Below are 20,645 nucleotides of genomic sequence, written 5' to 3'. Positions count from 1 at the left end.
GCAGAGGGCAAGAGGCCGAGGCCGAAGACGGCAGCAGAAGGGCGGGGCTCCCGGACCTCGGGCGCCCCGCCCCACGGCCGCCGCCGGCCTCAGCGGCGGGCCGGCAGCTGCGGCAGCGTCGGCCGGAAACCGCGCTCCAGCAGCCGCGGCAGGTACGTGCGCAGCGCCGCGACGCTCTGCGAGCGGTTGCCGCCGGCGTCGTGCGACAGCACCACCACGCCCGGGGCGGCGCCCTTCAGCACGCGGCCGACGATGACCGAGGTGCCCGGCTCGGTCCAGTCGAGGGTGTCCACGGTCCAGGCCAGCGGCTCCATCCCGAGCTCGGCCCCGATCTCGAAGGCCGCGCGGTTCCAGGCCCCGTACGGCGCGCGGAACCAGACGGGCGGACGGCCCACCGTCTTGTCCACGATGTCGCTGGTGTGTCCGATCTCCCAGGCCAGCTTCGACCGGCTGAGCTTCGGGATCAGCGGGTGGGTCCAGGTGTGGTTGCCGATGACGTGGCCCTCGTCGACCATGCGCCGCAGCAGGTCCGGGTTGTCCACGGCCATCTCGCCGCAGACGAAGAACACCGCGCGCGCGTCGTACCGGCGCAGGGTGTCGAGGATGCCCGGGGTGTAGCGCGGGTCGGGCCCGTCGTCGAAGGTGAGCACGATGTTGCCGTCCGCCGCCGGCATCTCCAGCAGCGGGCGGGTGCGTACGGGGGGCAGCGCCGGCCGGTGCCGGGGCGGGAGCTCGGCCGTCATGGGGCTGAGCCGGTACGTGGACGGCAACTGCGGCCGTACGGACTGCGGGGGGCCGGGTCGGGGCGGGGCACCGCCCGCGCCCGCGGCCCGGGAGGCGCCGGGGTGCGGTGCGGCGGCCGACCCCTCGGCCGGGGTACCGGGAGCGGCGATCTCTCCCCCGGTCAGCAGTCCGGCGGCGACGGCGGTTCCGAGGAACACGGCGGTGCGCAGCACATCCCGCCGCCCCGGAAGCAGGTCATCCGATTTCATTATCAATTGCTCGCACGCCAGACAGCGTCGGTGCTTCAACAACACTGGTCAAGAGGGAATGTGCACTCGTCCGGAGCAGGGGCCTAGTTCTTTCGCACCAACGGGAACGGCAGGGTCTCGCGGATCGTCAGTCCCGTGATGAACATGACGAGCCGGTCCACTCCGATGCCCAGGCCGCCGGTGGGCGGCATCGCGTACTCCAGGGCGTCCAGGAAGTCGTCGTCGATCTCCATGGCCTCGGGGTCGCCGCCCGCGGCGAGCAGGGACTGGGCGGTGAGCCGCCGGCGCTGCTCCACCGGGTCGGTCAGCTCCGAGTACGCGGTGCCGAGCTCCGTGCCGAAGGCCACCAGGTCCCAGCGCTCGGCCAGCCGGGGGTCCTTGCGGTGCTGGCGGGTGAGCGGGGAGACGTCCGTGGGGAAGTCCTTGTAGAAGGTGGGGAGCTTCGTCTTCTCCTCCACGAGTCGCTCGTACATTTCCAGGACCACGTCCCCGCGCGTGTCCTCGGGGCCGTGCGGGACGCCGGCGGAGTCGCACAGCCTGCGCAGCAGGAGCTCGTCGGTGTCGGCGTCGACCTCCTCGCCGAGTGCCTCGCTGATCGCGCCGTACACGGTCTTGACCGGCCACAGCCCGGAGATGTCGTGCTCGACGAGCCGGCCGTCGGGGCCGGCCTTGCGGGCGACGGTGGCACCGTTGGCGGCGGTCGCGGCGTCCTGGATCAGTTGGCGGGTCAGGTCGAGCATGACGTCGTAGTCGGCGAAGGCCTGGTAGGCCTCCAGCATCGTGAACTCGGGGTTGTGCTTGTAGGAGACGCCTTCGTTGCGGAAGGTGCGGCCCATCTCGAAGACCTTCTCCATGCCGCCCACGCACAGCCTCTTGAGGTAGAGCTCGGGGGCGATGCGCAGGTAGAGGTCGAGGTCGTAGGCGTTGATGTGGGTGCGGAAGGGCCGGGCGTTGGCGCCGCCGTGGATCTGCTGGAGCATCGGGGTCTCGACCTCCAGGTAGCCGCGGTCCAGCAGGCCCTGGCGCAGCGCCTGTACGGCGACGGACCGGGCCCGGACCACGTCGCGGGCCTCGGGGCGGGCCACCAGGTCGAGGTACCGGCGGCGCACCCGGGCCTCGGGGTCGGCCAGGCCCTTGCGCTTGTCCGGCAGCGGGCGCAGGCACTTGCCGGTGAGCTGCCAGGAGGTGACGAGGACGGAGAGCTCGCCGGTGCGGCTGCCGGCGACCTCGCCGGTGGCGGTGACGTGGTCGCCGAAGTCGACGGTGGCGGTGAAGGAACCGAGGGCTTCCGGCCCGGAGCCGTCCCGGGTGAACATCAGCTGGAGGTCCCCCGACCAGTCCCGCAGCACCGCGAAGACGACGCCGCCGAGGTCGCGCACGACCATCACCCGGCCGGCCACGGTCACCGCTTCTCCGGTACGGGCCCCGGGCGCCGGCGCCGGGTGGCCGGCCCGCAGCTCCGCGACGGTGTGGGTGCGCTCGGGGATGCCGACCGGGTACGGGTCGGTTCCCGCCGCCCGCAGCCGCTCGAGCTTGCGGTGCCGGACCCGTACCTGCTCGGGCAGGGCAGTGCCGGCGCCCGCCCCGCCCCCGCCCTCCTCGACCAGGCCGAGGGACTCGATCGAGGGCAGGCCGGCGGTGGTGGCGGGGGCGGAGACCGCGCCGCGCCGGTGGCTGCGACCCCACAGCTTGTGCAGGCTGGGTACGGAGACGAAGCCCTCCGCGATACCGGAGGCGAGGCTGATGCGGGCCAGCGATCCGGCGTCGCCGTAGCAGAGGAACCGCGGGTACCACTCGGGCTGGTACTTGACGTTCGAGCGGTAGAGCGCCTCCAGCTGCCACCACCGGGAGAAGAACAGCAGCAGCTGGCGCCACAGCCGCAGCACGGGGCCCGCACCGATCCGGCCGCCCTCCTCGAAGACGGAGCGGAAGACGGCGAAGTTGAGGGAGACCCGCCGCACGCCCACCTTCGGGGCGTGCGCGCACAGCTCGGCGACCATGAACTCCATGACCCCGTTCGGGGCCCTGCGGTCGCGGCGCATGAGGTCCAGGGAGATGCCGTCCCTGCCCCACGGGACGAACGACAGCAGGGCGACCAGCCGGCCTTCGGCGTCGAGGGCCTCCACCAGCAGGCAGTCGCCGTCCTCCGGGTCGCCGAGCCGGTCGAGTGCCATCGAGAAGCCGCGCTCGGTCTCGGTGTCGCGCCACCGGTCGGCGCTGTCGACGATCCGCCGCATCTCCTCGTCCGTGAGGGCGGAGTGGCGGCGGATCACGGTGGTGCAGCCGGCCCGTCGGACGCGGTTGACGGCCTGGCGGGTCACGCGCATGTCGCGGCCGTCGAGGTCGAACCGGGCCACGTGCAGGATGGCCTCGTCGCCCAGTTGGAGGGCACCCAGGCCCGAGCGGGCGTAGGCGGTCGCGCCCTCCTCGGAGGCGCCCATGACGGCGGGCTGCCAGCCGTAGCGGCGGGCCACGGCCAGCCAGGCGTTGACGGCCGGGGTCCACGCGCCGGGATCGCCGACCGGGTCGCCCGAGGCCAGGCACACCCCGGCCTCGACGCGGTAGGTCACGGCCGCCTTGCCGTTGGGGGCGAAGACCACGGCCTTGTCGCGACGGGTGGCGAAGTAGCCGAGCGAGTCGTTGCGGCCGTAGGCGCCGAGCAGGGCGCGGATCCGGGACTCCTCGTCCCCGTGCAGGGAGGCCTCCATGCGCTGTGAGCGGAACAGCGTGGCGGCGGCGTTGAGCAGGGCGAGCGCACCGAACAGGCCGCACAGGAAGTAGACGGGCCGGGCCGGCCGGCCGTCGAACTGGCGGGCGGAGAAGAGGCCGCCGAAGACCTGTTTGGCGGCCCAGTCCAGCCACTGGGAGCTGGGCAGGGTGCCGGGCCAGACGGCGACGACGCCCCAGGCGAGGAAGACGGCGGCGAGCAGGCCGAGTCCGAGGACGAGCAGGGCCCGCCAGACCGCGCCGTGCCGCGAGTCGGCGTAGAACTCCCGGCGGGCCGCCACCAGCAGGACCAGGGCGGCGATGCCGACGATCAGGGACGGGACGGAGTACCAGTACTCCTCAGCGGCCAGGAGCAGCAGGTCGGAGAGGATGAGCAGGCTCAGGTAGGCGACCACCACCCACCAGGCGATCTTCTTGCGGCTACCGAGCGCCGCGGCGAGCAGCATGAGGAAGGCGGCGTAGGCGAGGTTCGCGCTGACGGGCACGACGATGTCGTCGAGGAAGCGGACGAGGGGCCGGAGCAGCGCCCGCAGGCCCGCGAAGACCGCGAGCAGGGCGCACAGGAGTCCCAGGGCGCCGAAGAAGGCGCCGAACGCGTCGGGCACCCGGTTCAGGAAACGGTTCCGGGTCCCCTGGGTCTGCTCCGCGACGCTCATGGTTCGCACTGTAGGCAGCGCGGCGCGGGTCCGCGCGGCGGAGCGGGCGGGGGTCAGCGGCCCATCGTCAGTCCGTCCTCGGCCGCCCCGCGGCTGAGGACCGCCCCGCGGATGTGGTCGAGCGCGTCCTGGTAGTCCTCGCGGTCGGGGTGGGCCGCCAGGGCCGCGGGCAGGTCGACCACGCGGCCCGCGTCGGTGTCCATCATCTGCGGGACGAACTCGGCCCTGGTGACCCGCCAGCGCCCGCCGGCCGCCGTGGGCGGCTCGAACCGGAACCGTCCGATGGAGCCGTAGTTGCCGCGCGGATCCGGCTGGTCCGCGTAGTTGACCATGCGCCCGGAGACCTGGTCGCCCATGCCGTAGACCACCCAGGTGCCGTTGACCTTCTCGTACGCCTGCGGGACGTGTGCGTGCGTGCCCAGGACCAGGTCGACGTCGGGGCGTCCGGCGGTGCGGGCGGCGGTCAGTTCGCGCGCGAGGGAGAGCTGCAGCCCGTCCGGCTCGGTCTGCCACTCGGTGCCCCAGTGCACGCTCACGAGCACCACGTCGGCACCGGCCTTCCGGGCCTTGCGGGCGTCCGCCAGGATCCGGTCCTTCTTGATGAGGTTGACGGCCCAGGGCTGCCCGTCGGGCATCGGATAGCCGTTGGTGTCGTAGGTGTACGCCAGATGGGCGACCTTGGCGGACCCGGCCGTGTACGTGGTGAGCACCGCCGCCTCGGCCGCCGTGCGGGCGGTGCCGGCGTGCTTCAGGCCCGCCCTGTCGAAGCGCTCGAGGGTGCGCCGGATGCCGTCGGCCCCGTCGTCGAGGCTGTGGTTGGAGGCGGTGGAGCAGCCGTCGTAGCCGGCGTCCTTGAGGGCCTCGGCGAACTGCGGCGGGGACTTGAAGGCGGGGTAGCCCGTGAACGGCCCCTCCTCCTCGCCGTAGACGGTCTCCATGTGGCACAGGGCCAGGTCGCTGGCCGACACCACCGGCTTGACCTGGGCGAACATGGGCCGGAAGTCGTAGCCTTCGCCGCCGGCGTCGGCCTGTCCGCGCTGGATGACCGAGGGGTGCGGCAGTACGTCGCCGCTGGCGACCAGGGTGAAGCCGCGGCCCGGCGCCGCCGGCGAGCCGGGGGCGGATCCCGAGGGCCCGCCCCGTTGGCCGCCGGCCGGCGGGGCCGGCGCGGAACCGCCGGTGCAGCCGGCGGCGCCGGCCGCGAGGAGGGCGGCGGTGAGGGTGGCCGCGGCCCGGTGTGTGCGCTTGCTCATCTGCCCTGCTCTCGACCCCGGGACCGTTAATACGACTATCGGATCGGCTGCTGATCCGGCCTCGAATCCACAGGAGGACGGCCGTCACGTCAAGTGACGGCGCCGTGACACCGGGCGGTCGTGGCGCACGCACCAGCCGTTCGGCGCACCGTTCGACCGTTCGTCGTGCGGAGCGGCCGTCGAACGACGGCGCCGCCCCTGTCGGCGCGCACCGGGCGCAGGACGGTTCCCGCAGCGCCACGCGCAGGTCAGGGTGGGTTCATCAGCCCGCTCGCCCCGGAAGGAGCCTCCCGTGAGCCCCGCCCCCACCCTCACGCGCCCTGGCGCGGCGGAGATCTCCGCACTGCAGCACGAGCACGGCCGGGCGCTGTTCGGATTCCTCCTCACGCTGACCCACGGCGACACCCAGCGCGCCGAAGACCTGGTGCAGGAGACGCTGGTGCGGGCCTGGCAGCACCCCGAGGCCTGGGGCGACGAGCACGGCTCCATGCGGCCCTGGCTCTTCACCGTGGCCCGCCGGCTGGCGATCGACGCCCGCCGCGCCCGCCTCTCCCGCCCCCAGGAGGTGGAGGCGGAGGCCCTGGAGCAGCGCCCCGCCCCCGAGGACCACTTCGACGCCACGGCGATCGCCATCGACGTGCGGCGCGCGGTGGGCTCCCTCGGCCCCGAGCACCGCGAGGTGCTCGTCGAGGTCTACTTCCGCGACCGCTCCGTCGCAGAGGCCGCACAGGAGCTCGGCATCCCCACGGGTACCGTCAAGTCCCGTACGCACTACGCCCTGCGCGCCCTGCGGCAGGGCCTGCCGGGCTACGGCCTCGGGGCCTGACCCGCCCGTCGGGGGCCGTCCGTCCAGAATCCGCCCGCCGGGGCGAGCAGACTGTGCCCACGGCACGGCGAATTCGCCACCAGACCGTTCAACTTGGGTAAACGGCCCCCGCCCGTCCCGCCCCGGCGTGAAGGCTCGGGACCGACGACGGCAGCACGATGCGCGGGAGTAGGTGGACACGGTGCGCCCCGAGGGTACGAACGGCACCGGCGGCGACGGGGCCGACAGGCTCGCGGTACCGATGGCTTGGCTGTACGCCGAGTACATCGCGGACGAGTTGTTGCGCACCGGGCGGCTGATCCCCGCCAGCAGCCTGGAGTTCCGGGCCGGCCGCGACACGCTGGCGCTGACCATCTACCTGTCCGACGCGGCCGGGGAGCTTTCCGGCATCCGTGTCGTCTCGCAGCTCGACGAGTGGCTCTCGCTCACCGCGTACGGTCACCCGTGGCGCGACTGGGCCCAGACCCGCATCCTCCAGCTGGGCGAGGAGGCCCGCGAACGCGGCGGCGAGGACCCCGACCTGGAGCTGGCGCGGGCGGCCTGGCACTGGCTGGACCGTACGGAGCTGTACGCGACCAACCTCGACCAGGCGGCCCCCGACCGGCGCGAGGGCGAGCCGGGGCTGGACGAGAACGCCCGCATCTGGACCCCGGCCTGGCAGCTGGGGCTGCCGCTCGGACACCTGGCGATGCACCTGTTCTGACCCCCCGGCGCCGGGACGCGGCAGCGTCGACCCCGCCCGGGGAACGGCCGGGGCGGCAGCGGCGGCGCACCGCGGCTCAGCCGGCCGGGAACGGCCCGGCCACCGAAGGGTGCACGCCCACGCGGTACTTGGGAACCCGCACGGTGACCTTCATGCCCGCGCCCACGCCGGTCTCGATCACCAGGCCGTACGCGTCCCCGTACACCTGCCGCAGCCGCTCGTCGACGTTGCACAGCCCGATCCCGGAGGAAGCCGGCCCCTCGCCGGCCAGCAGCGCCCGGAGCACGGCCGGTTCCATGCCCACGCCGTTGTCCTCGATGGTCACCACGGCTTCGGTACCGGCGTCGCGGGCGGCGATGGTGATGCGGCAGTCCCGCTCGGAGGCCCCCAGCCCGTGCTTGACGGCGTTCTCCACCAGTGGCTGGAGGCACAGGAACGGCAGCGCCACCGGCAGCACCTCGGGCGCCACCTGGAGCGTGACGGTCAGCCGGTCGCCGAACCGGGCCCCGGCCAGGGCCAGGTACTGCTCGATGGACCGCAGTTCGTCGTCCAGCTGGGTGAACTCGCCGTGGCTGCGGAAGGAGTAGCGCGTGAAGTCGGCGAACTCCAGCAGCAGCTCCCGGGCCCGCTCGGGATCCGTGCGCACGAACGAGGCGATCGCCGCCAGCGAGTTGAAGATGAAGTGCGGGGAGATCTGGGCGCGCAGCGCCTTGATCTCGGCCTCGATCAGCCGCGTCCGCGAGCGGTCCAGCTCGGCCAGCTCCAGCTGGACGGACACCCAGCGGGCCACCTCGGTCGCGGCCCGCACCAGCACCGCCGACTCGCGCGATCCGTAGGCCACCAGGGCGCCTACGACCCCGTCCTCGCCGGTCAGCGGGGCGATCACCGCCCAGCGCAGCGGACAGCCGGGGTGCGCGCAGTCGGTCTCCACGCTCAGGCTCCGCCCGGAGGCGAGCGGCTGGGCCGCCTTGCCCATCACCACCCCGAGGTGGTGGCCGGCACCCGGGCCGTCCCAGGCGAGGACCTCGTCGAGGTCGGTCAGGCACAGCGCCTCGGTGCCCAGCAGCGGCCGCAGCCGGCGGACGGCCTTGCGCGCGGTGTCCTCGGTCAGCCCGCCGCGCAGCGGCGGCGCCGCCAGCGAGGCGGTGTGGAGGGTGTGGAAGGTGGCCCGCTCGACGGGGGTGCCCAGGCCCGGACCGCTGCGCCGCACCCCCCGGGCGGCCCAGCAGCGGCCCAACGCCACGCCGGTGGCCAGCAGGCCGGCCCCGGCCAGTGCCAGGCCCAGCACGCTGTCCCCGCTCATGCCGCCCCCTGCTTCCGTGACCCGCTCCGCCGCGCGCCCGCACGATCGGACCGGCCGCCCGCGCGCCCGGGGTCCGTCCGGCCGCCCGCGCGCCCGGCGTCCGTACGAGCGCCCCCGCGCCCGGCGTCCGTCCGGCCGGCCACCGGACCCCCCGCGGCCAGCTCCTCCGGCAGGTGCAGCCGGGCCAGCACGGCGGCGGTCCCGGCCGGAACCCGGCCCGGGGTGGCGAGGGAGACGAGCACCATCGTGAGGAAGCCCAGCGGCACCGACCACACCGCCGGCCAGGCCAGCAGGGTGTGCGCCCAGCCCGCGCCGGGCACCCCGGCGCGGGTGGCCAGCACGGCCGCCAGGGCCGCCCCGCCGCCGACCAGCAGCCCGGCGGCCGCACCGGGTGCCGTCAGCCGGCGCCACCAGATGCCCAGCACCAGCAGCGGGCAGCAGGAGGAGGCCGAGACGGCGAAGGCCCAGCCGACCGCGTCGGCGACCGGCACGTTGCTGACGAACGCGCTCAGTGTCAGGGGCACGCCCATGGCCGGCAGCGTGGCCAGCCGGAAGTGGCGCACACCGCGGCCGGGCAGGGCCTCCTGGGTGAGCACCCCCGCCACCGCCATGGTCAGCCCGGAGGCGGTCGAGAGGAAGGCGGCGAAGGCCCCGCCCGCCAGCAGCGCGCCCAGCAGGTCCCCCGCCACGCCCCCGACCAGCCGCTCCGGGAGGACGAGCACCGCGGCGTCGGCGTTGCCCGAGAGCGCGAGCTCGGGGGCGTAGATCCGGCCGAGGGCCCCGTACACGGGCGGCAGCAGGTAGAACGCACCGACCAGGCCGAGCACGACGAGGGTGGTGCGGCGGGCGGCGGTGCCGTGCGGACTGGTGTAGAAGCGGACCGCGACGTGCGGCAGGCCCATCGTGCCGAGGAAGGTCGCGAGGATCAGCCCGTACGTGGCGTACAGGGGGTGCTCCTCACGGCTGCCGGCCGCCGCCTGCGACCAGCGGGGGCCGTCGGCGCCGGCCGGGGCGGCGCGCTCGGGCACCGGGGCGCCGGCGGGGAAGCGCAGGGTGGTGCCGGCCCGCACGGTGTGGGTCCCGGGCGCGAGGTCCGCGGGCCGGCCGTCGTACCTGCGGCCGTCGATCCGGCCCGTCACGGTGACCCGCAGCGGCTCGGCGAACTCCAGCCGGACGGTGTCCGCGACGGTGACGGCGGCGTGCTCGCGGAAGGCGGGCGGCTCGGCGAACCGGGCGCGCGGTGCGCCGTCGCCGAGCCAGCCGGCGAGCAGGAAGAGGACGGGCACCAGGAGCGCGGTGAGCTTGAGCCAGTACTGGAAGGCCTGCACGAAGGTGATGCTGCGCATGCCGCCCGCGGCCACCGCGCCGGTGACCACCACGGCCACCACCAGGGCCCCGAGCCAGTCGGGCGCGCCGGTCATGATGTGCAGGGTCAGGCCGGCGCCCTGGAGCTGCGGCAGCAGGTAGAGCCAGCCGGTCCCGACCACGAACAGCGCGGCCAGGCGGCGCACGGCGGCGGACTCCAGCCGGGCCTCGGCGAAGTCGGCGAGCGTGTACGCGCCCGAGCGGCGCAGCGGGGCGGCGACCAGGAGCAGCAGGACGAGGTAGCCGGCGGTGTAGCCGACCGGGTACCAGAGCATCTCGGGGCCCTGCAGCAGGACGAGGCCGGCGATGCCGAGGAAGGAGGCGGCGGAGAGGTACTCGCCGCTGATGGCGGCCGCGTTGAGGCGGGGTCCGACGGTGCGGGAGGCCACGTAGAAGTCGGAGGTGGTGCGGGAGATGCGCAGGCCGTAGGCGCCGACGAGGAGGGTCGCGAGGACCACGGCGGTGACGGCGGCGACGGCGTAGCCCTGGTTCACCAGCGGCCGCCCTCGCCGCGCTCGGCCGGATCGGCGACGAGTCCGGTGAAGTCGCGCTCGTTGCGTTCGGCGCGGCGCACGTACCAGCGGGCGACCAGCCAGAGCACGGGGTAGACGGCGCAGCCGAGCACGGCCCACACCAGGGGCGCGGGGGCGGCGCCGGAGGGGGTGTGCGGGAGCGCGAACAGCAGCGGGAGGCTGCCGACGAGCACCACCAGGACGGCCAGGGCCGCGAGGCCGGCGCGCAGCTGGCTGCGCATCAGGGCCCGTACGTACGTGGCGCCGAGGGAGGTCTGCTCGGTGATCTCGGAGCGGGCCGGGGTGGGTCGGCCGGGGGCACGGCGGCGGGCGGCGAGCGGTACGCCGGTGACCACCTCGCGGCGGGGGGCAGGGACGTCGGCTGCCGGGGCGGACCCGGGGGCGGGCTCCAGACGGGGGGTTTCGGCGGACACCGGCGGTCAGCCCCGGGCCCGGCGCAGCAGCAGGTCGCGCAGCTCGCGGGCGTGCCGGCGGCTGACGGACAGTTCGGCGCTGCCCACCCGCACGGTCACGGCCCCGGCGTCCATGCGCAGTTCGTCGATGCGGTCGAGGGAGACCAGGTGCCGGCGGTGGATCCGGACGAACCCGCGCGGGGCCCAGCGCTCCTCCAGCGTGGACAGCGGGATGCGGACCAGGTGGCTGCCGGTGGCGGTGTGGAGCCGGGCGTAGTCGCCCTGGGCCTCGGCGTACGCGATGTCGGCCACGGCCACGAAGCGGGTGACGCCGCCGAGTTCGACGGCTATCTGCTCGGGCGCGGCCGGCCGGGCGGGTACCGGGTACGGGCCCGCCCCGACGGCGCCCGCGGTCGCCGCGCCCGCTTCGGCCGTCTCGGCCACCCCGGCCGGGGCGGGGCCCGCCGGGGCCGCGGGAGCCGTGCGGGCCGCCTGGTCGCAGACCCGCCGGACGGCTTCGGCCAGCCGTTCGCGGCGCACCGGCTTGAGGACGTAGTCGACCGCCTTGAGGTCGAAGGCCTGGACGGCGAAGCCCTCGTGGGCGGTGACGAACACCAGGTGCGGGGGCCGGGCGAAGCCGGACAGCAGGCGGGCGACGTCGAGTCCGGTCAGCCCGGCCATGTGGATGTCGAGGAACACGACGTCGATGGCGTCCTCGCCGTCGGGGCCGGCCTCCAGCGCGCGGCCGATCCGGCGCAGCGCGCCCGTCGCGTCGGTGGCGCCCTCGGCGCTGCGCACCCTCGGGTCGGCCCGCAGGAGGTAGAGGAGTTCCTCGAGGGCGGGTTTCTCGTCGTCGACGGCCAGTGCGCGCAGCATGACGCGCAGTGTAAACGGCCTATTTCAGCAGGCGGGAGAGGCGGCGGTCGGCCAGTGGCCTACCGCCGGTCTGGCAGGTGGGGCAGTACTGGAGGGAGGAGTCGGCGAAGGAGACCTCGCGGACGGTGTCCCCGCAGACCGGGCAGGGCTCACCGGTGCGGCCGTGCACGCGCAGGCCGCTCTTCTTCTCGGCCTTGAGGCGTCCGGCGGCCACCCCCCGGGAGCGCTCCACGGCCTCGGCGAGGGTGGTCTCCAGCGCGGCGTACAGGCGGCTCTTCTCCTCGGGGGTCAGCGCGGCCGCGAGTTTGAACGGGGAGGTCCTGGCGGCGTGCAGGATCTCGTCGCTGTAGGCGTTCCCGATGCCGGCGATGACGCTCTGGTCGCGCAGGACGCCCTTGATCTGCCGGCGCTCGCCCTCCAGGAGGGCGGCGAACGCTGCCTCGTCGAAGCCCTCCGCGAGCGGGTCCGGGCCGAGCCGGGCGATGCCGGGCACCTCGGCCGGGTCGTGGACGACGTACACCGCGAGGCGCTTCTGCGTGCCCGCCTCGGTGAGGTCGAACCCGGCGCCGTCGTCGAGGGCGACGCGCAGCGCGAGGGGGCCCTTTCCGGGCTTCGGCGGGGCGGCCGGCAGGCTGTCCTGCCAGCGCAGCCAGCCGGCCCGGGCGAGGTGCGTGACCAGGTGGAGGTCGCCGACGGAGAGGGCGAGGAACTTGCCGAACCGGGCCGTGCGGCCGGCCGGCTGCCCCTCGAGGGCCGAGGGGGGCGGGTCGTAGGTCTTGAGCACGCTGATCGCCGCGGGCCAGACGTGGGTGACGACCCGCCCGGTGAGGTGCTCGTTCAGGAAGTCCTTGAGGGCTTCCACCTCGGGCAGTTCCGGCATGTTCCTCCGCCTCTCGGTCCCGTCGGTCCCTTCCCGGCCTCCTCCTGCTCCGCTTCCGGTCTCCCCCGGTCCGCCCCGGTGCGGTCAGCTCACGACGAACTCGCACCACACGCACTTGCCGCTGCCCCGCGACTCCACGCCCCACACGTCGGCGATGCGGTCCACCAGCATCAGGCCCCGCCCCGACACCCCGGACTCGCCGGCCTCGCGGCGGCGCGGCAGTGCGCTGGAGCCGTCCTCCACCTCCACCCGCAGGCGGCGTTCGGGGCCGGTGAGCACGCGCAGCGTGACGATCGCCGGACCGTCGGTGTGCATGAGGGCGTTCACCATCAGCTCGTCCGCCACGAGCTCGATCTCGTCGACGCGGTCGCGGGCGCCCCAGGCCCGGACGGCGGCGCCGATCATGTGGCGGGCGGAGGCGAGGGCCTCCGGGTCGCTCTGCGCCACGTGCTGCTGGAGCCGCCCGCCGCCGCGGGGGGCGTCCTCGGACCGGCGGCGCAGCAGGAGCAGGGCCATGTCGTCGTCGCCGCCGCGCTCGTCGACGACCTCGCACAGCCGGTCGGCGAGCCGGTGCAGTTCGCCGGGCCCGGTCCGGACGAGGGACGTGAGCAGCCGCACCCCGTCGTCGAGGTCGGCACCGGGCTGCTCGACCAGCCCGTCGGTGCACATCAGGAGCGTTTCGCCGGGGTCGAGTTCGACGGTGGTCACGGGGTACTCGAGGCGGCCGAACTCGGCGGACAGCCCGAGCGGCATGCCGCCCTCGACGGACAGCCGTCGGCAGTCGCCGTTGGGGGCCCGCAGCAGGGGGTCGATGTGCCCGGCGCGCACGATCTGCAGCACACCGGTGGTCAGGTCGGCCTCGGCGTAGGTGCAGGTGGCGAAGCGGTCCGTGTCGAGCTCGTGCAGGAAGACGGAGGCGCGGGCCATGACGGTCGCGGGCGTGTGGCCCTCGGCGGCGTACGCGCGCAGCACGATGCGCAGCTGGCCCATGACCGCGGCGGCGTGGGTGTCGTGCCCCTGGACGTCGCCGATGACGGCGCCGACCCGGCCGCCGGGCAGCGGGATGACGTCGTACCAGTCGCCGCCGATGTCCCGGCCCATGCGGGCGGAGCGGTAGCGGACGGCGATCTGGGCGCCGGGGACGGCGGGGATCCGGCGCGGCAGCATGGCCTGCTGGAGACCCTCGGCGAGGTCGTGCTCCTGTTCGAGCAGCATGGCGCGCTGGAGGCTCTGGGCGATGCTGCTGCCGAGCGCGACGAGCAGGTTGCGCTCCTCCTGGGTGAAGCCGTCCTTGTCCTGGTAGAGCAGGCCGATCGCGCCGATCGGGCGGGCCTGGGCGATCAGCGGCAGGTAGGCGGCCGCCGAGATCTCCATGTTCTCGATCTGGTTCCACAGGATCGGGTACCCCTCGGCGAACTCCTGCGCGGACTCGATGAACCGCGGCTGGAGCGAGCGGACCACCTCGCTCATGGGGTAGCCCTCGTCGATGCGGGTCCAACGGGTGCCCGGGACGTAGCTGCCCGCGGGCCCCTCGGCCACGAGGTGGATGCGGCCGGACTCGACCAGGCCCATCACCATGCCCATGGTGCCCAGGCGGTCCAGTCCCCGGCTGTCGCTGAGGGCGTCGATGACGTCCTGCACGGTGCGGGCGTGCGCGAGGGCTGCGGTGGTCCCCTCGACGACCGAGGTCTGGCGGCGGCGCTCCTCGTCGAGCCCGAGGCGCTCCGCGGAGTGGCTGAGCTCCTCGGTGGCGTCCCGGACGATGCCGATGATCCGGTACGGCCGCCCCCCGGGGTCCCGGAGGACGCGGCCCTGGGTGTGGGTCCAGCGCATCCGGCCGTCGCGGCAGCGGATGCGGAAGTAGGCGCCGTAGCTCTCCGTGCCGCTCTTGAGGGCGCTGGAGACCAGGGCGTCGAGGCGGGTCGCCTCGGCGGGCGGCACGCGCGGGGCGAGGGACTCGGGCCGTCCGTCGTACTCCTCCGGCCGCACGTCGAACACCTCGTGCCCGGCCTCGTCCAGGTGCATCTGCCCGGTCGCGAGGTCCCAGTCGAAGCTGCCCATGCGGTTCAGGGCGAGGCTCTGGTCCGGGTGTGCGGGCCAGTCGTCCGGCAGCGATACCGTGGGCGGCACCGGTCCACCATGACACTGTTCGTCCGTCTCCACGACCGCTCAGGCCGTCTCCAGGTAGGCGCCCGGCTCGGTGCCGTAGGGGTCCGGGGGCGCGCCGTACGGGGCGGACGGGGCGTCCGGGTCGGCGGGGGCGTAGGGGTCGGCGGGCAGGTACGGGTCCGCGGGCAGGTACGGGTCCGCGGGCTGGTACGGGTCCGCGGGCGCGAACGGATCGGTCTGGGCGTACGGGTCCGTCGGTGCGGACGGGTCCGTCGGTGCGGACGGGTCCGTCGGTGCGTACGGGTCACCGGGGGCGGACGGGTCGTACGGGTCGGTGCCGAACGGGTCCCCCGGCGGGGGGTACGCCGGCGCTTCGCCCGGCGCGGCGGGCGGGACCGCGGACGGCGCGTCCGGGCGGGCGGGGTCGGGGCCGGCGGGGACCGGGGGCCGCTCGCCGGAGGTGCCGGTGGACGGGTCGCCGGCGCCCGTGCCCGCGTCGGGGACCGGGTTCACCGAGGGCAGCGGGGCCGGGGTGTCGACGGGCGCGGGGGCGTCGGCGGGGATCGGGCCGCCGGGGTCGTTCTCGGGCGGCACGTCGGGGGCGCGGTCCTGGGCGCCGTCGTCGCCGGCCTTGCGCTCGATCCAGGTGTTGTTGCCGACGTTGACGATCACGAAGGAGCTGATCAGCTGCGTGGTCGGCTGCACGACGACGACCTGGTCGGGCTGGAAGCCGGGCCAGGGCCGGCCCTGGTGCGCGGTCTTGTCCTGGTCCGCGGCGGGCGGCAGGAGCGGGTTGCCGGCGGCGCAGCGCACCCGCGGGAGGCCGTGCTCGTCGACGAGCACGGCCGTACCGGCCTGGAGGACGGCCTGGAAGGACGTGGGGCGGCCGTCCCGGAAGCCGTGGCTGGTGACCCGGGCGTCGGCGCGCAGGACCACCGGGGTGAGGCCGCGCAGGAAGTCGGGGAGCTCGGCCTGGGCGATGCCGGCGGCCTGGGAGAAGGCCTTGGCCTTGTCGGCGTCGGCGCTCAGGTACTCCGCCTGGCGCTCGGTGTCGCAGCTGCCGCGCCGCTCCGTGCCGCCGTACAGGCCGGGGACGGCGCCGCTGACGCTGCGCAGGGCGGTTCCGGAGCGCTTCGCCTTCGGCGCGGGGCCCCGGTCGGGGGCGCCGGGGGCCTTGTGGGGCCGGGCCGCCCCCGGGGCTGCGGTGGCGTTCGGCGGGGCCGCCTGGCCGCCACCCGGGACGGAGGGCAGCACCGCGGTGGTGGTGGCGGAGGAGGGGGTGAAGGGGTCGGGCCCGGCTGCCGCGACCGACTGGAGGAGGACCTCCTGGGTCGTCTCGGCGCCGGGCTCCCCCGACTCGCCCTCCGAACAGGCGGCGGCGAGGAGGCCCACCGCCACCGCACATGCGGCGAGGGTCTTGCGACGTACCGGTGCGTGCACGCGAACTCCTCTGCGCCCGTTCTCCCTTTCCCACCTTTTGTGCCGGGGCGGGCCTCCGGTCGCAATCAGGAGGGGTCCGAGTGGGGGCACGGGCCCCCCATCCGGGGGTGTTGAACACGTTCAAGAAAGCGCGTAGGCTCACCGCCGCAAGGAATTGAACGCGTTCAAGGGGGATGCCATGTCGGTGCTCGCGTACCTGGTCGACCCGGTGGTGGCCCTCGGCATGCTGGTCGTCGTGCCCGCCGGGCTGCGGCTGGTCGAGCCGGCGGTCCCGGCCGGGGCCTTGGCCACGTCAAGGGCTTCAGCCACCTCGGGGGCGGCCGCCGCCTCGGGGCCGGTGGGTGCCGTGGCCGGGCGGCGGGCGACGACCGGCGCCGGCGCGTCGAGGGAGGCGGCCGCTCTGCGCACCGTCGCCCGCTGGTGGCCGCTCGTCGCGGTGCCCGGTGCCGCGGCCCCGTGGCTGCCGCGCGGCGCCCCGGCCACCGCCCTGGCCGCGGTGTACGCCCTCGGCACGCTCGCCCTCGTGGCGCTCGCCGCCGGCCGGGCGGTACGACGGGTGCGCACCCGGTCCCTCGGGCCGGCCGAGATCGCGGTGCTGACCGCGCTGGTCTCGCCCGCCGTGGCGGGCACCGCGCTGGTGGCCGAGCGGTCCGGGTACCGGTTGTGGGGCTTCGACCTCGACATCCTGGCGCTGACCGTGCCGCACTTCCACTTCGCCGGGTTCACCGCGGCCCTGGTCGCGGGCCTGGTCTGCCGGGCCGTCGCCCCGGGTCCGCGGGCGCGCTTCGCGGCGTACAGCGTGCCGGTCGGGACCCTGGTCGTCCTCGCGGGCTACTTCACGGGCGACTGGTTGGAGCTGGTGGGGGCGCTCGTCCTGACCGCGGGCATGTGGACGGTCGCACTGCTGACCTGGCGAGAGCTGCGCGACAGCGGGCCGGACCGGTTCACCCGGGCCCTGCTGGGGGTCTCGGCCGCGGTCCTGCCGGTCACCATGGTGCTGGCGCTGAGCTGGGCGCTCGGCGAGGCCACCGGCCTGCCGCACCTCAGCCTGACCTGGACGGCCGCCACGCACGGCCTGGGCAACGCCCTCGGCTTCGCCCTCTGCTCGGTCCTGGCCTGGCACCGGCTGCGCCGGGACCGCGCCCCGCACGGGGACCGGATCCCGGCACCGGACGCCCTGCGGCCGCCGGGACCGGCCCGGCGCCCCGAGGACACGGCCGGCCGCGGCCGGGGCGGCCACCCCGCGCCCACCGCCCGGCCGGCGCACGCCCCGCACACCGCACGGACCGAGGAGACCACGGCATGAACCAGGCGCACGAGGCCGACACCCTCAGCTACCCCGAGCGCGGCGCCACCCTGCGCACCCCGCTCCCGGCCGGCTACCACCACCTGCGCCACCGCGCCCGGATCGGCACGGGCCGGGCGGCGTTCGAGGCGGCCGGCACCGCCGTCACCACCTTCGCCATGCACCGCGCCGCCGGGCTGCGGGTGCGGGCGGACCGCGAGCGCGCCGAGCCGGGCGTGCGGCTGGCCAACGCCCTGGACATCGGGCCGCTGGCCATCGCGGTGCCCTGCGAGGTGGTCTGGGCGGCGTACGAGCGGGACCTCATGGGGTTCGCGTACGGCACCCGGCCGGGGCATCCGGAGCGGGGCGAGGAGTCCTTCGTCGTCGAGTTGGACGCGGACGGAGCGGTGTGGTTCACGGTGACCGCCTTCAGCCGCCCCGCGACCTGGTACACCCGGCTCGCCGGCCCGGTCGTCCCCTTCCTCCAGATGCGCTTCGCCCGGCTGTGCGGCCGGCGGCTGCGCCGGATCGCCGGGGCCGCCTGACACCCGCCCGCCCGCCCGGCGCGCGGGCGCACCGGCTCCGACGGGGGTGGAGCCGGGGCGCGCGCGGGCCGGGCGGGCGTCAGGGCCGGCCGCGGCGCGGGCTGAGGCGGGGGCGGGCGCGGGGGCGTCGGCCGGTCGGAGACCCGGGGGGACGCCGGCCGCGGGCCGGCGGCGGGGCGCCCGGGGCGGGATCCGGACGGATACTGGAGACGATGGACTGGTTCTCGGCACCCGGCTACTGGCTGAGCCGACTGGTCTTCCAGCGGGCTCTGGCCGGGCTGTACCTCGTCGCCTTCACCGCCGCCGCCCTCCAGTTCCGGGCGCTGCTCGGCGAGCACGGCATGCTGCCGATCCCCCGCTACACGGCGTACGTGCGGTTCCGGCACGCCCCGAGCCTGTTCCAACTGCGCTACTCGGACCGGCTCTTCGCCGGCTGCTCCTGGACCGGGGCGGCGCTGGCCGCGGCCGTGGCGGCCGGCGCGGCCGACGCGGTGCCGCTGGGCGCGGCGATGGGCCTCTGGCTGGTGTTGTGGGCGCTGTACCTGTCGATCGTCAACGTCGGCCAGACCTGGTACTCCTTCGGCTGGGAGTCGCTGCTCCTGGAGGCCGGGTTCCTGGCCGTGTTCCTGGGGAACGCCGATGTCGCGCCGCCGGTGCTGGTGCTGTGGCTGCTGCGCTGGGTGGTCTTCCGGGTGGAGTTCGGCGCGGGGCTCATCAAGATGCGCGGGGACCCGTGCTGGCGCCGGCTGACCTGCCTGTACTACCACCACGAGACCCAACCCATGCCGGGCCCGCTCAGCTGGTACTTCCACCACCTGCCCAGGTCGCTGCACCGGGTGGAGTGCGCCGCCAACCACGTCGTGCAACTGCTGGTGCCGGTGCTGCTCCTCACCCCGCAGCCGGTGGCCACGGTCGCGGCCCTGACCATCATCGGCACCCAGCTGTGGCTGGTGGTCTCCGGGAACTTCGCCTGGCTGAACTGGATCACGATCACGCTCGCCGTCTCGGCCGTGGACTTCACGTGGTTGGGCGCGCCGGCGAGAACGGGCGCCGACTTCGGCGGGACGCCGGTCTGGTACGTCGTGCTGGTCTGCGCGCTGACCGCGCTGGTCCTCGTCCTGAGCTACCACCCCGCGCGCAACCTGCTCTCCCGGCGCCAGGTGATGAACCGCTCCTTCGACCCGCTGCACCTGGTCAACACGTACGGGGCCTTCGGCACGGTCGGCCGGATCCGCGACGAGGTCGTGGTCGAGGGGACGTCCGACCCGCTGCCGCGGCGGGACAGCCACTGGCTGGCGTACGAGTTCAAGGGCAAACCGGGTGACGTGACGCGGATGCCGCGCCAGTTCGCCCCGTACCACCTGCGGCTGGACTGGCTGATGTGGTTCGCCGCCCTGTCCCCCGGCTACACGCGGGACTGGTTCGGCCCGTTCGTGACCCGGCTGCTCGTGAACGACCGGGACACGCTGCGGCTGCTGCGGCACAACCCGTTCCCCGACGCGCCGCCGCTGTACGTGCGGGCGCGGCTGTTCCGGTACCGGTTCACGACGTGGCAGGAGCGGCGCGAGACCGGGGCCTGGTGGGACCGCCGGCTGCTGCGGGACTTCCTGCCGCCGACCCGGCTCGCCGCGGAGCGCGAGCCGGGCGGCGCGGACGAGCCGACGCCGGAGGAACTCGCCGCGGTCGATGCCGAGTTCGACGACGAGGACGTGTACTAGGCGGCGCCCGGCGTCCGGGCATCCGGGTACGGACGGGCCGTTCACCGCAGGGTCTCCGGGGCCGGCGGGCGGTGGCACGTCGCGCGCCACCGGACCCCACCCCCGTGAGGGTCCGGCGGCACACGGTGCGGCCCGCGGCGGCCGGTGCGGCGGGCTGCGGCCGGTGCGGCGGGCTGCGGCACCGGCGCGCGGACGCAGGACGCCCGGGTCCGGACGTCCTGGGCAGCTGCGCTTCCCGACTGACGAAACGCTTCGTTTCGTGTCGTTGTGCTGCGACTATGCAGGGAGGCGCAACACGATGTCAATCTCGGTCGAGCGCTCAGGCTCGGTCGGCGGCGGGCACCAGGGCGGGCTCGAGGGCGGCCAGCACGGTGCGCATGAAGTCCGGCGGTACGGGCCGGGTCCGCAGGAGCCACGTGTGGTAGACCGGGCCGTAGACGAGCTCCACGACCAGCTCGAGGTCCAGGTCCTGGCGGATCTGGCCGGCGTCGCGGGCCTTGGCGAGGCGGGCGACGCACTCGTCGATGGACCCGCGCAGGATGCGGCGCACGCCCTGCGCGGCGACCTCCTCCGACTGCGCGGCGGCGATCAGCCCCCGCCAGACGGTGCCGAAGTCGCTCTCGAAGAGCCCCATGGCGTTGGCGGTCTGGGTGGCCAGGTCGGCCATGATGTCGCCGCTGTCCGGGAACCGGGCGGAGGCGTCCCGGTGGATCTCGACGCCTTCGAGGAGGATCGCGGCCTTGGAGGGCCACCAGCGGTAGATGGTGGTCTTCCCGACCCCGGCCCTGGCGGCGATGGCCTCGATGGTGGTGGCGGCGAACCCGCGCTCGACGCAGATGTCGAAGGCCGCCGCGATGATGGCCTGGCGGGCCTGCTCATTGCGGCGGGAGGGATCCGGAGGTGCCATGCCGGGATCCTATCCAACGCCCCGTCACTCTCCGCGTCCGTCGTCGTCGCGCACGCGCACGCGGACGGGCCCGCCGCCGGACGGGCCCCGCACGACCCGCCGCCGGACGGGCCCCGCACGACCGGCCGCCGGACG

The 20,645-nt window shown here is 75.1% G+C and carries 16 protein-coding genes; 5 read left to right on the top strand and 11 right to left on the bottom strand.

All coding sequences use genetic code 11. The annotated features are described in order from the left end of the window. Positions 1-89: 89 nt before the first annotated feature. The 3 genes from IF43_RS0105040 to IF43_RS0105030 form a co-directional block, all read right to left on the bottom strand. Positions 90-992 carry a polysaccharide deacetylase family protein gene (locus tag IF43_RS0105040; RefSeq protein WP_030194359.1) on the bottom strand — a complete coding sequence of 301 codons (903 nt, stop codon included), beginning with the start codon at positions 990-992 and terminating at the stop codon, positions 90-92. A gap of 83 nt (positions 993-1,075) precedes the next feature. Continuing rightward, the gene (gene lysX / locus IF43_RS0105035) at positions 1,076-4,375 is read right to left on the bottom strand and encodes a bifunctional lysylphosphatidylglycerol synthetase/lysine--tRNA ligase LysX (protein WP_030194356.1); all 3,300 of its coding nucleotides are present in this window, start codon (positions 4,373-4,375) and stop codon (positions 1,076-1,078) included. Positions 4,376-4,428: 53 nt separating this feature from the next. After that, positions 4,429-5,628, bottom strand: coding sequence for a CapA family protein (locus IF43_RS0105030; RefSeq protein WP_030194353.1), 1,200 nt, complete (start codon positions 5,626-5,628; stop codon positions 4,429-4,431). 292 nt (positions 5,629-5,920) lie between these two features. Here IF43_RS0105030 and IF43_RS0105025 point away from each other — a divergent pair, with 292 nt between their 5' ends. Together IF43_RS0105025 and IF43_RS0105020 are read left to right on the top strand one after the other, a co-directional pair. Beyond that, positions 5,921-6,454, top strand: coding sequence for a sigma-70 family RNA polymerase sigma factor (locus IF43_RS0105025; RefSeq protein ID WP_037887395.1), 534 nt, complete (start codon positions 5,921-5,923; stop codon positions 6,452-6,454). Positions 6,455-6,695: 241 nt separating this feature from the next. Beyond that, positions 6,696-7,157: a hypothetical protein gene (locus IF43_RS0105020; protein ID WP_051794736.1), complete on the top strand. Its 462-nt coding sequence runs from the start codon at positions 6,696-6,698 to the stop codon at positions 7,155-7,157. A gap of 76 nt (positions 7,158-7,233) precedes the next feature. On the opposite strand, the gene IF43_RS0105015 is transcribed toward IF43_RS0105020, so the two are convergent. The 7 genes from IF43_RS0105015 to IF43_RS36070 form a co-directional block, all read right to left on the bottom strand. Continuing rightward, positions 7,234-8,460, bottom strand: a complete 1,227-nt coding sequence (locus tag IF43_RS0105015) for a sensor histidine kinase (RefSeq protein ID WP_030194343.1) — start codon at positions 8,458-8,460, stop codon at positions 7,234-7,236. Beyond that, on the bottom strand, positions 8,457-10,319 hold the full coding sequence (locus tag IF43_RS0105010) for a cation acetate symporter (protein ID WP_078909926.1): 1,863 nt from the start codon (positions 10,317-10,319) through the stop codon (positions 8,457-8,459). Before IF43_RS0105010 ends, IF43_RS0105015 begins: the two co-directional genes overlap by 4 nt. Then, on the bottom strand, positions 10,316-10,693 hold the full coding sequence (locus IF43_RS0105005) for a hypothetical protein (protein WP_037887425.1): 378 nt from the start codon (positions 10,691-10,693) through the stop codon (positions 10,316-10,318). The genes IF43_RS0105010 and IF43_RS0105005 overlap by 4 nt, the downstream gene beginning before the upstream one ends. 84 nt (positions 10,694-10,777) lie before the next feature. Continuing rightward, on the bottom strand, positions 10,778-11,626 hold the full coding sequence (locus IF43_RS0105000) for a LytTR family DNA-binding domain-containing protein (RefSeq protein ID WP_030194335.1): 849 nt from the start codon (positions 11,624-11,626) through the stop codon (positions 10,778-10,780). Between the two features lie 19 nt (positions 11,627-11,645). After that, on the bottom strand, positions 11,646-12,506 hold the full coding sequence (locus IF43_RS0104995) for an Fpg/Nei family DNA glycosylase (protein ID WP_030194332.1): 861 nt from the start codon (positions 12,504-12,506) through the stop codon (positions 11,646-11,648). Positions 12,507-12,590: 84 nt separating this feature from the next. Continuing rightward, on the bottom strand, positions 12,591-14,636 hold the full coding sequence (locus tag IF43_RS0104990) for a SpoIIE family protein phosphatase (RefSeq protein WP_030194329.1): 2,046 nt from the start codon (positions 14,634-14,636) through the stop codon (positions 12,591-12,593). Between the two features lie 39 nt (positions 14,637-14,675). Beyond that, a complete protein-coding gene (locus IF43_RS36070) occupies positions 14,676-16,055 on the bottom strand; it encodes a DUF6777 domain-containing protein (RefSeq protein ID WP_051794695.1) in 1,380 nt (459 codons plus the stop codon). Between the two features lie 178 nt (positions 16,056-16,233). Here IF43_RS36070 and IF43_RS36065 point away from each other — a divergent pair, with 178 nt between their 5' ends. The 3 genes from IF43_RS36065 (at position 16,234) to IF43_RS0104970 (ending at position 19,603) form a co-directional block, all read left to right on the top strand. Next, on the top strand, positions 16,234-17,361 hold the full coding sequence (locus IF43_RS36065) for a YndJ family protein (protein WP_234331950.1): 1,128 nt from the start codon (positions 16,234-16,236) through the stop codon (positions 17,359-17,361). Then, positions 17,358-17,885 carry a DUF1990 family protein gene (locus IF43_RS0104975; RefSeq protein ID WP_030194323.1) on the top strand — a complete coding sequence of 176 codons (528 nt, stop codon included), beginning with the start codon at positions 17,358-17,360 and terminating at the stop codon, positions 17,883-17,885. The genes IF43_RS36065 and IF43_RS0104975 overlap by 4 nt, the downstream gene beginning before the upstream one ends. 212 nt (positions 17,886-18,097) lie before the next feature. Further along, positions 18,098-19,603: a lipase maturation factor family protein gene (locus IF43_RS0104970; RefSeq protein ID WP_078909925.1), complete on the top strand. Its 1,506-nt coding sequence runs from the start codon at positions 18,098-18,100 to the stop codon at positions 19,601-19,603. Between the two features lie 319 nt (positions 19,604-19,922). Here the strand turns inward: IF43_RS0104970 and IF43_RS0104965 are convergent, their stop codons facing one another. Further along, positions 19,923-20,510 carry a TetR-like C-terminal domain-containing protein gene (locus IF43_RS0104965; RefSeq protein WP_037887393.1) on the bottom strand — a complete coding sequence of 196 codons (588 nt, stop codon included), beginning with the start codon at positions 20,508-20,510 and terminating at the stop codon, positions 19,923-19,925. Between the last annotated feature and the right edge of the window lie 135 nt (positions 20,511-20,645).

The organism is Streptomyces sp. NRRL S-87 (genome assembly GCF_000719335.1).
In the GTDB taxonomy this organism is placed as follows: Bacteria; Actinomycetota; Actinomycetes; order Streptomycetales; family Streptomycetaceae; genus Streptomyces.
Note: the sequence above shows the minus strand (reverse complement) of the source record. Positions and strands in the feature narration are given on the sequence as shown.

What these genes read in the sequence shown, in the direction of transcription:
- IF43_RS0105040 (WP_030194359.1), bottom strand. Translation starts at nt 992, where the DNA reads ATGAAATCGGATGACCTGCTTCCGGGGCGGCGGGATGTGCTGCGCACC.
- lysX (WP_030194356.1), bottom strand. Translation starts at nt 4,375, where the DNA reads ATGAGCGTCGCGGAGCAGACCCAGGGGACCCGGAACCGTTTCCTGAAC.
- IF43_RS0105030 (WP_030194353.1), bottom strand. Translation starts at nt 5,628, where the DNA reads ATGAGCAAGCGCACACACCGGGCCGCGGCCACCCTCACCGCCGCCCTC.
- IF43_RS0105020 (WP_051794736.1), top strand. Translation starts at nt 6,696, where the DNA reads ATGGCTTGGCTGTACGCCGAGTACATCGCGGACGAGTTGTTGCGCACC.
- IF43_RS0105015 (WP_030194343.1), bottom strand. Translation starts at nt 8,460, where the DNA reads ATGAGCGGGGACAGCGTGCTGGGCCTGGCACTGGCCGGGGCCGGCCTG.
- IF43_RS0105000 (WP_030194335.1), bottom strand. Translation starts at nt 11,626, where the DNA reads ATGCTGCGCGCACTGGCCGTCGACGACGAGAAACCCGCCCTCGAGGAA.
- IF43_RS0104995 (WP_030194332.1), bottom strand. Translation starts at nt 12,506, where the DNA reads ATGCCGGAACTGCCCGAGGTGGAAGCCCTCAAGGACTTCCTGAACGAG.
- IF43_RS36065 (WP_234331950.1), top strand. Translation starts at nt 16,234, where the DNA reads ATGTCGGTGCTCGCGTACCTGGTCGACCCGGTGGTGGCCCTCGGCATG.
- IF43_RS0104975 (WP_030194323.1), top strand. Translation starts at nt 17,358, where the DNA reads ATGAACCAGGCGCACGAGGCCGACACCCTCAGCTACCCCGAGCGCGGC.
- IF43_RS0104970 (WP_078909925.1), top strand. Translation starts at nt 18,098, where the DNA reads ATGGACTGGTTCTCGGCACCCGGCTACTGGCTGAGCCGACTGGTCTTC.
- IF43_RS0104965 (WP_037887393.1), bottom strand. Translation starts at nt 20,510, where the DNA reads ATGGCACCTCCGGATCCCTCCCGCCGCAATGAGCAGGCCCGCCAGGCC.